This window comes from Sphingomonas sp. 8AM, assembly GCF_902506455.1.
Classification (GTDB): Bacteria; Pseudomonadota; Alphaproteobacteria; order Sphingomonadales; family Sphingomonadaceae; genus Sphingomonas.
In genome coordinates, this window is the sequence record NZ_LR733848.1 from 1 (window position 1) to 6,175 (window position 6,175).

General features: G+C 68.4%; 7 protein-coding genes and 1 tRNA gene. 6 read left to right on the plus strand and 2 right to left on the minus strand.

The features are described from left to right. The first annotated feature begins 143 nt into the window (after positions 1–143). From infA to BACI71_RS18165, 6 genes are all read left to right on the plus strand, one after another. A complete protein-coding gene (gene infA / locus BACI71_RS17525; protein ID WP_022685627.1) occupies positions 144–389 on the plus strand; it encodes a translation initiation factor IF-1 in 246 nt (81 codons plus the stop codon). A 49-nt stretch (positions 390–438) separates the two neighbouring features. Further along, positions 439–1,011, plus strand: a complete 573-nt coding sequence (locus BACI71_RS17530) for a Maf family protein (protein ID WP_159761481.1) — start codon at positions 439–441, stop codon at positions 1,009–1,011. Next, positions 1,004–1,927 carry a ribonuclease gene (locus tag BACI71_RS17535; protein WP_159761483.1) on the plus strand — a complete coding sequence of 308 codons (924 nt, stop codon included), beginning with the start codon at positions 1,004–1,006 and terminating at the stop codon, positions 1,925–1,927. Before BACI71_RS17530 ends, BACI71_RS17535 begins: the two co-directional genes overlap by 8 nt. Beyond that, positions 1,927–2,100 carry a DNA gyrase inhibitor YacG gene (locus tag BACI71_RS17540; RefSeq protein WP_159761485.1) on the plus strand — a complete coding sequence of 58 codons (174 nt, stop codon included), beginning with the start codon at positions 1,927–1,929 and terminating at the stop codon, positions 2,098–2,100. The genes BACI71_RS17535 and BACI71_RS17540 overlap by 1 nt, the downstream gene beginning before the upstream one ends. Positions 2,101–2,130: 30 nt before the next feature. Next, a tRNA-Phe gene (locus BACI71_RS17545) sits at positions 2,131–2,206 on the plus strand. A gap of 345 nt (positions 2,207–2,551) precedes the next feature. Continuing rightward, positions 2,552–2,728, plus strand: a complete 177-nt coding sequence (locus BACI71_RS18165) for a hypothetical protein (protein WP_328804099.1) — start codon at positions 2,552–2,554, stop codon at positions 2,726–2,728. 21 nt (positions 2,729–2,749) lie between these two features. On the opposite strand, the gene BACI71_RS17555 is transcribed toward BACI71_RS18165, so the two are convergent. Both BACI71_RS17555 and BACI71_RS17560 read right to left on the minus strand, forming a co-directional pair. Next, on the minus strand, positions 2,750–4,426 hold the full coding sequence (locus BACI71_RS17555; RefSeq protein WP_159761489.1) for a DUF6798 domain-containing protein: 1,677 nt from the start codon (positions 4,424–4,426) through the stop codon (positions 2,750–2,752). Continuing rightward, complete coding sequence (locus tag BACI71_RS17560; protein ID WP_159761491.1) at positions 4,426–5,862, minus strand: UbiA family prenyltransferase; 1,437 nt, start codon at positions 5,860–5,862, stop codon at positions 4,426–4,428. The genes BACI71_RS17555 and BACI71_RS17560 overlap by 1 nt, the downstream gene beginning before the upstream one ends. Positions 5,863–6,175 lie beyond the last annotated feature (313 nt).

A 6,175-nucleotide genomic window follows, 5' to 3' on the forward strand; every position in this document is an offset into this window, starting at 1 on the left:
GCGAAGGAGGGCACCGCAATGGCGCCCGCGCCACCTATGTCTCCGGCGACGCGGGCGCCATTGCGGTGCCCTCCTTCGCGCGCCTTTCCTTTTTTCGTCTTCTCGGCTAAGGCCGCGCGCACTCAACGCGAAAGAGACCCCGTTTGGCGAAAGAAGAACTCCTCGAGATGCGCGGGCAGGTGGTGGAGCTGCTCCCCAATGCGATGTTCCGCGTCCGGCTCGAGAACGATCACGAAATCCTCGGCCACACCGCCGGCAAGATGCGCAAGAACCGCATCCGTGTGCTGGTCGGCGACGAAGTCCTGGTGGAACTGACCCCTTATGATCTGACCAAGGGGCGGATCACCTACCGCTTCATGCCGGGTCGCGGTGGTCCTGGCCCCTCCTGACGCGCCCCGTCCCCATCATACCCTCGCGCCTGTCACCGGGCGCGCGATCATGACCCGCCTCGTCCTCGCCTCTTCCTCACCGCGCCGTCGCGACCTGCTCGCGCGGCTCGGTGTCGTGCCCGACCGTGTCGTGGCGCCCGACATCGACGAGACGCCGCACCCGCGCGAACTGCCGCGCGCCTATGCGCTGCGCCTCGCGGTCGAGAAGGCGCGCGCGGTCACGCGCGCGCCGGACGAAGCGGTGCTGGCCGGCGACACCACGATCGCGGTCGGCCGCCGCATCCTGCCTCCCGCCACTGACGAGGCGATCCAGCGCGAGTTGCTCGGCCTGCTGTCCGGGCGGCGTCACCATGCCTTGTCAGCGGTCTGCGCGATCGCGCCCGACGGCACCGGGCGCGTGCGGCTCGCCGACACGATCGTCGCGTTCAAGCCGCTCTCCCCCGCCGAGATCCATGCCTATGTCGCGTGCGGCGAGGGGCTCGGCAAGGCGGGCGGCTATGCGATCCAGGGCCGCGCGGAGGCGTTCGTACGCTTTCTTCACGGCAGCCATTCGGGCGTGATCGGGCTGCCGCTGTTCGAGACGCGCGCGTTGCTCGCTGCGAGCGGCGTCGCCTTTGGCTGAATGGCTTTATGAGGACGGCATCGGCGAGGCGCGCGCCGCGCTGGTCGCCGGTGATCGCATCCTCGCCGCGCGCATCGAATTGCCGGAGACGTTGCGCGTCGGCACCGTCGCGCGCGCGCGGCTCACCGAAAAGCTGATTGCGACGCTCGACGACGGGCAGGAGGTGATGCTCGACCGCGCTCCGTCCGGCGTGACGCTTGGCGCGGCGGCCACGGTCGAGGTGATCCGCGAGGCGATTCCGGAACCCGGCCGCGCCAAGCGCCCGCGTGCACGCGTCACCGACCTGGCCCCCGCACCCGGCCCGGATCTGCTCGCCCGCATCACCGCCTCGCCCTATTCCGTGTGCCCGCTCCGCGCGCACCAGCCCGACGCGCTCGAAGCGGCCGGCTGGTCGGAGGTGATCGAGGAAGCGCAAAGCGGCGAGATCGCCTTCGCGGGCGGCGCGTTGCGCATGACCCCGACCCCGGCGATGACTTTGTTCGACGTCGACGGCGACGGCCCGCTCGATCAACTCGCAGTGCGCGCCGCCACCGCCGTTGCGCTCGCGATCCGCCGCCACGCAATCGGCGGGTCGATCGGCATCGACTTCCCCAGCATCGCGGGCAAGGCGCTCCGTCAGCAGGTCGCCGCCGCGCTCGACGCCGCGCTGCCGCCGCCGTTCGAGCGCACCGCGGTCAACGGTTTCGGCTTCCTCCAGATCGTCCGCCCGCGCCCCCGCGCCTCGCTGCCCGAGCGGGTCCGCGACGATCCCGTCGGTGCCGCCGCCCGCGCGGCACTGCGGCAACTCGAACGCATCCCGCCCGACGCGTCGAATGCGATGCGTTTGCGCCCCGCGGTGCGCGAGCGGCTCGAATCCCGTCCCGAATGGCTCGCAACACTGCTACGACGCACCGGTCGTGCCCCGTATTTTGATTGATGAACATGTCCCGCTGCCCGATCTGCACCGCCCCGACGGTCCCCGCCCACGCCCCCTTCTGCAGCCGCGGCTGCAAGGATCGCGACCTCTTGCAATGGCTTGGCGAAGGCTACCGCCTGCCCGGTGAAACAATCGACACGGAATCGCTGGACACCCGCCCCGACACGGATTAGGGGACGCGCCTCGCCGCTGAAAAGCGGTGCGCCCAAGTAGCTCAGTTGGTAGAGCATGCGACTGAAAATCGCAGTGTCGGTGGTTCGAATCCGCCCTTGGGCACCATTCCCCCTCATCATCGCTGACCGCACTTCGCGAGTTTGAAGCGCCTCGACCCGACAGGTCAGGTTTTGCTCGGTCAAGATGGTTCGAGTGGTTCTTATGACGCGCCGCGTCTGGCCGCTCTGAGTGCCAGTTCGCCAGTTCACGTCTCTCCTCTATGGGTCAGCAGATCATCGCGGCTATGGCGTCCCGGGCATGATCGATCGTCATCCCGGCGCAGCTCGCCTCCGCTTACGTCGACGATGCGGTCGCCGGGGGCGGGCTGGCGGGCCTCGGACTGGGTGCCGGCATTCGCCATCAGGGCCAACCCTCGCCGATGCGCTGAACACGATCGGCGGCCCCGCCTTTATGCTGGTCGACGCGGCGGCCCGCTATCAGTTCCGCAGGATCCGCCTGTCGCTCGATGTGAAGAACCTGTTCGACAAAGTCTATGCCGGTAGCTGCTTCGCGTTCATCGGCAATCCGACCAGCTGCACCTCCGGCGCCGCCCGCACCGTCATCGGCACGGCGCGCTACCGGTTCTGACGCGTTGACGTGCCGGGCCGCTCAAGTCCCTGCCGAGTAGACGCACAGGTCGCCGCCGCCATGGACCGGCCGCACCGCGCCGGTGCAATGATCGACGACATAGCCGACGCCGTTGCGCCGCGCATAGCCGAGGCGGTCGGCGAGCGTGCGCAGCCGCAGCACGTCCGCCACGCGGCGATGCCATTCGTCGTAATAGCCCGGCGTCCACATCACCGCCGCGCCTTCCTTGAACCCGACCCAGACGCGCCGCTCGGCCATGGTCTCGAATACGTCGCTGCCGGGCACGAAGCCGGGACCATTGTCGTCGTGCGGCAACGAGCCGGCGAAATTGATGTTCTTGGTCGGCAGCAGGAAGAGCGCGCCCGGCGCGCTGTGCGTCCGCGCCCAGTCCGCCAGCGCCAGCCACTCGCGCTGCCCGGCGCGAAAGCGCGCATCCTCCGCGACCGAGGTGCGGATTGCCCAGCCGACCGACACCAGCATCACTGCCAGCGCGACCGCCGCGACCCCGCGCGCAGCGAAGATCGCCGGGACCACCCGTAGCTGTCGCACCGCCAGCACGACCGGGACGAGCAGGATCAGATACGGCCCCGCCACCAGCAACAGCGCGAGCAGCGGCGCCCACAACCGGCGGTCGACCTTCGCCGGACTGACGGTCAGCCGCGCGATCGCCGCCGCCACGACGACCACGGCAAGGATGACAATGATCGCGCTTGAGCGCAGCAGATGCAGGTTGAGGATCGTCGGCGAGCGGGTGAGCCATGGCACCACCGCCCCCACCATCCACACCGCGGCATAGGAGAGCAGCACCAGCTGCACCGCGGTGCGTGCGCGCGCGGCGAGGGTCATGCTCGCCACCCACGCGGTCGCGACCAGCCCGGCGAGCACGACCAGATCGCGCTTCGCGAGCTGGTCGACCAGAAAGTGCGTCGGCCAGTAATCGCGCAGGAAGGTCGGATAGTCGAAGGCTGGCGCGTGCCCGAACTCGGGATTGCCGAGCACGTTCATCAACACCGGCACGAGCAGCGGCAGGCTCGCGACCCCGCCCAGCGCGACGCGCAGCAGTAAGCCGGGCCACGCGACGGTGCGACGCGCCAGCGCCAGCGATGCGAGCAGCCCCAGCGCAGGCGCCAGCCACACCGCCATGAAGATGTTGATGAAGAAGGTGACGCTCCACGCGAACACCGCCGCGCCGAACCGCCCGCGCATCGCGAGCGCCAAGGCGATCAGCGTCGTACCGTTGGCCAGCTCGGAATGGGTGAAGATCGGCACGAACAGCCCGCCGTCGCCGGCCGGCGCGGTGCCGCGCAGCGCATAGGCGAGCGCGACCAGCACCAGCAGCGTCGCGGTCGCACGCACGCCGGTGACGTGCAACGGCCGCGCCATCGCCAGCACGCCGACGAAGAACAGGAAGCGCGACGCGACCTGCAACGGCAGGAAGAACGCCAGCATCGTCTCGCGATCGGCGGTGTGCCGCAGCAGCATCCAGAATCCGGAGGCGTAGAAACGGATCGACTGGATGAATGGATCGCCTGCGAAATTGGGCTGGTCGTACAGCCCGGTCAGGATCGGCAGATGGAACAGGTTGTTCCCGGCGCCCGATTCATGCCCGGTGATCGCAATCGTCAGCCACGCGCACAGGAACGCGACCGCGACGAGCCCCGCGATCGTCAGCGGCGGATGCCGGTGCGCGCGCTCCATCAGATCGCCGCCACGAAGATCGCGAACAGCACGATGCCGGCCAGCCGCCAGTTACGGTCGCGCAGCGCGAAGACGATCGGATCGTCGTCCATCTCGCCGCGATGCGCCATCATCAGCATCCGCCCGAGCAGGTACAGCAGCAACGGGCAGATCGCGCCGAGCACCCACGGCCGCGTATAGTTCGCCGCCACCACCGGCGAGGCGACGTACAGCGCGAACACCGTCACCGAATTGACCGCGCTCGCCGCGGCCAGCGCGCCGATCACGGTCAGGTCCTCCTTGCGGTAATTGCGGTTGGACGGATCGGCGAGGTCCTGCAGCAGCCGCACGCGCAATTCGGTGTAGCGTTTGATCAGCGCCAGAGCGGTGAAGAAGAACAGCGAGAAGATCGTCAGCCAGCTCGACAGCACCACCTGCGCCGCGACCGCGCCGCCGGCGATGCGCGCGGTGTAGAGCAAGGACAACGTGATGCTGTCGACCAGCATCTTGCGCTTGATGAACGTCGAATAGGCTAGCGTCATCACGAAATAGCTCGCCACCACCCCGGCAAACGCGAGCGACGCGCTGGCGGCGACCGCACCGCCCAGTACGATGAGCAGCAGGCTGGCGAGGATCGCCGCCGGCGGCTGGATCAACCCGGACGGGATCGGGCGCTTCTTCTTGCTGGGGTGGCCGCGATCGGCGCGGATATCGATCAGGTCGTTGATCAAATATACGCTCGACGCGATCAGGCAGAAGGCGACGAACGCCGTCACGCACGCCACGATCGTCGCGGGGTCGAAGCGGTGCGCGGCCAGCATCGGCACGAACACCAGCACGTTCTTGCTATATTGGTGGACGCGCATCGCGCGCAGCCAGACGCCGATGCGCGACAAGGCCCGTTCGGGCAGGCGCTCGTGCACGATCCCCTGCCGGTCCAGCCGCCGCGTCAGCCGCCCCTGCGGCGCGACGACATAGGCGCGTCGCGCCACCTGCCACACCGGGATGTCGGCGACGCTGTTGCCGACATAGTCGAACCCGCCGTGGCCGAACATCTCGGCAAGAAACGCCGCCTTGCGGACGTCGGTCAGGTTGCGCTCGATCGTGGTGGCGAACACGCCGTCGAAACAGCCGAGGTGCGCGGCGACCGCCTCCGCGCGGCTGACATGGCTGCCGGTCGCGAGATAGACTTTGCGCCCCTGGCGGCGTGCGGCATCGATCAGGTCAATCACCGCAGCATTATAGGGCAGATGCCCGGCATCGAAGGCGGCGCGTTCCGAGATGAAATGTTTCGTCGCGGCCTTGCCGCGCAGCATCTGCCGGAAGATCGGCCCGGATGTCATGGGATTACCGCCGACCTCGGACAGCAGATCCTCCCAGAAGACATCACCGTGGGAAAGCGTACCGTCGAGATCGACAATCAGCGGCGTCGCGTCGACGCCCGAGTTCGTTTCCATCGTCGCGCTTCCCCCCGATGCGTCGTGCCGGCAGCCGACGCACGTCGGCGCGTCTCTAAGATTTGCACCGTGCGATGGGAAGGGGTGGTTAGCTGCGCGCGCTTAACAACCTCCTGCGATCGCCGCACGTTGGCGGCGCCGGTGCCGCGCCGGAAGAAATTGCGCCAGATCACAACGGCAATGCTGGCGCGTCGCCCGGTTGGTCGTAAGAAGATGTCATTCTTTCAGGAAGGTACCCCGTGGTTCGACAATTTCCGGTCGCGTTGGCGACGGTCCTGATGCTCGCCGGCTGCGGGTCGCCGCAGGATTCCTG

Excerpts from the sequence above, each read along its gene's own strand:
- BACI71_RS17530 (WP_159761481.1), top strand. The coding sequence starts at position 439 with ATGACCCGCCTCGTCCTCGCCTCTTCCTCACCGCGCCGTCGCGACCTG.
- BACI71_RS17540 (WP_159761485.1), top strand. The coding sequence starts at position 1,927 with ATGAACATGTCCCGCTGCCCGATCTGCACCGCCCCGACGGTCCCCGCC.
- BACI71_RS18165 (WP_328804099.1), top strand. The coding sequence starts at position 2,552 with ATGCTGGTCGACGCGGCGGCCCGCTATCAGTTCCGCAGGATCCGCCTG.
- BACI71_RS17555 (WP_159761489.1), bottom strand. The coding sequence starts at position 4,426 with ATGGAGCGCGCGCACCGGCATCCGCCGCTGACGATCGCGGGGCTCGTC.
- BACI71_RS17560 (WP_159761491.1), bottom strand. The coding sequence starts at position 5,862 with ATGGAAACGAACTCGGGCGTCGACGCGACGCCGCTGATTGTCGATCTC.